Below are 1,172 nucleotides of genomic sequence, written 5' to 3'. Positions count from 1 at the left end.
CTAGACAGCATCAACAAGGAGTCGCCTCCATGCGCAAGACCCTACCCACCCTGCTTGCCGCCGGCCTGGCCGCCGCCGCCTTCACCACCAGCACCCAGGCCCTGGCCTACGGCGCCGGCGACTTCTTTACCCGTTTTGGCGTAGCCAAGGTGGCACCGACGAGTGATAACGGCACTCTAGCTGACGGAATTCTTTCCACGAACGTGGATGACGACACCCGCTTCGCCTTTACCCTGGGCTATCGCTTCCACGACAACGTCGGTGTAGAACTGCTGGCCGCCGAACAGTTCAAGCATGACTTCACCCTGACCGATCCTGATGGGAACATTATTCCTGGATCCACCAAGCACCTGCCGCCGACCCTGACCGTGCAGTATTACCCGCTGGGTGGCACCGCGGCCCTGGTGCAGCCCTATGTGGGCGTAGGCGTCAACTACACCCGCTTCTCTAGCGAGAAAGTCGGGATTCCCGGAGCAGAGCTCAACTTCGACAGCTCCTGGGGCGCCGCCGGCCAGGTGGGCGTGGACCTGCTGATCAACGACAACTGGGCGCTCAACGCCGCCGCCTGGTATATCGACCTCGAGACGGATGCCAGCCTCGACGGCAATGATATCGGCACCGTGAAGATCGACCCCTGGGTGGTGATGGGCGGCATCAGCTACCGCTTCTGATCCTTCCAGCGCCGCAGAGCCAGCAGGGCCCGCCAATGGCGGGCCCTGCTTGTTTTCGGCTGGCGGATGTCGTCAGTTCTCGGTGACCAGTCGATCGATCGCCTCCACGGCTTGGGTCAGCCTCAGCCGCTCGACGCCACCCACCCCGGACTGGGCCAGCCAGGCCTCTACCGCGGGGGCCACCTCGCACTTCGCCGGCAGCGGCGCCCGGGCCTCTACCAGGGTCTCCAGGCGCACGATGAACACGAAACGCATCCACTGGGGCAGCGCCATGGTGTCGGCGCAGAAGGGTTCGATGCTCTCGAAGGCGGCAGGGTCGGGCCGCGTCATGCGCCACTGGTCGGTGGCGCGCATGGTGGCCTCCAGTTCGCGCAAGGCGGCCGCCAGTTCCCGGTAAGCGCTCATGGTGACGTCCTCACATGCATAAAACGTCATTATCCCTGCCAGTCTCCTCGCCGGCCACCCCGCCGCGCTTTCCCCGACGGACTGCCCCACAGATAT

2 protein-coding genes are annotated in these 1,172 nt (G+C 64.7%); one reads left to right on the top strand and one right to left on the bottom strand.

What is annotated here, in order from left to right:
* Nucleotides 1–29: 29 nt before the first annotated feature.
* Nucleotides 30–671, top strand: a complete 642-nt coding sequence (locus IBX53_RS16165) for an OmpW family outer membrane protein (protein ID WP_290911427.1) — start codon at nt 30–32, stop codon at nt 669–671.
* A 72-nt stretch (nt 672–743) separates the two neighbouring features.
* Here the strand turns inward: IBX53_RS16165 and IBX53_RS16160 are convergent, their stop codons facing one another.
* Entirely contained in the window at nt 744–1,076 is a 333-nt protein-coding gene (locus IBX53_RS16160) for a YqcC family protein (protein WP_290911424.1), read from the bottom strand.
* Between the last annotated feature and the right edge of the window lie 96 nt (nt 1,077–1,172).

The organism is Halomonas sp. (assembly GCF_014859505.1).
Lineage (GTDB): Bacteria > Pseudomonadota > Gammaproteobacteria > Pseudomonadales > Halomonadaceae > Halomonas.
This window is presented reverse-complemented; position numbering and strand designations above follow the sequence as displayed.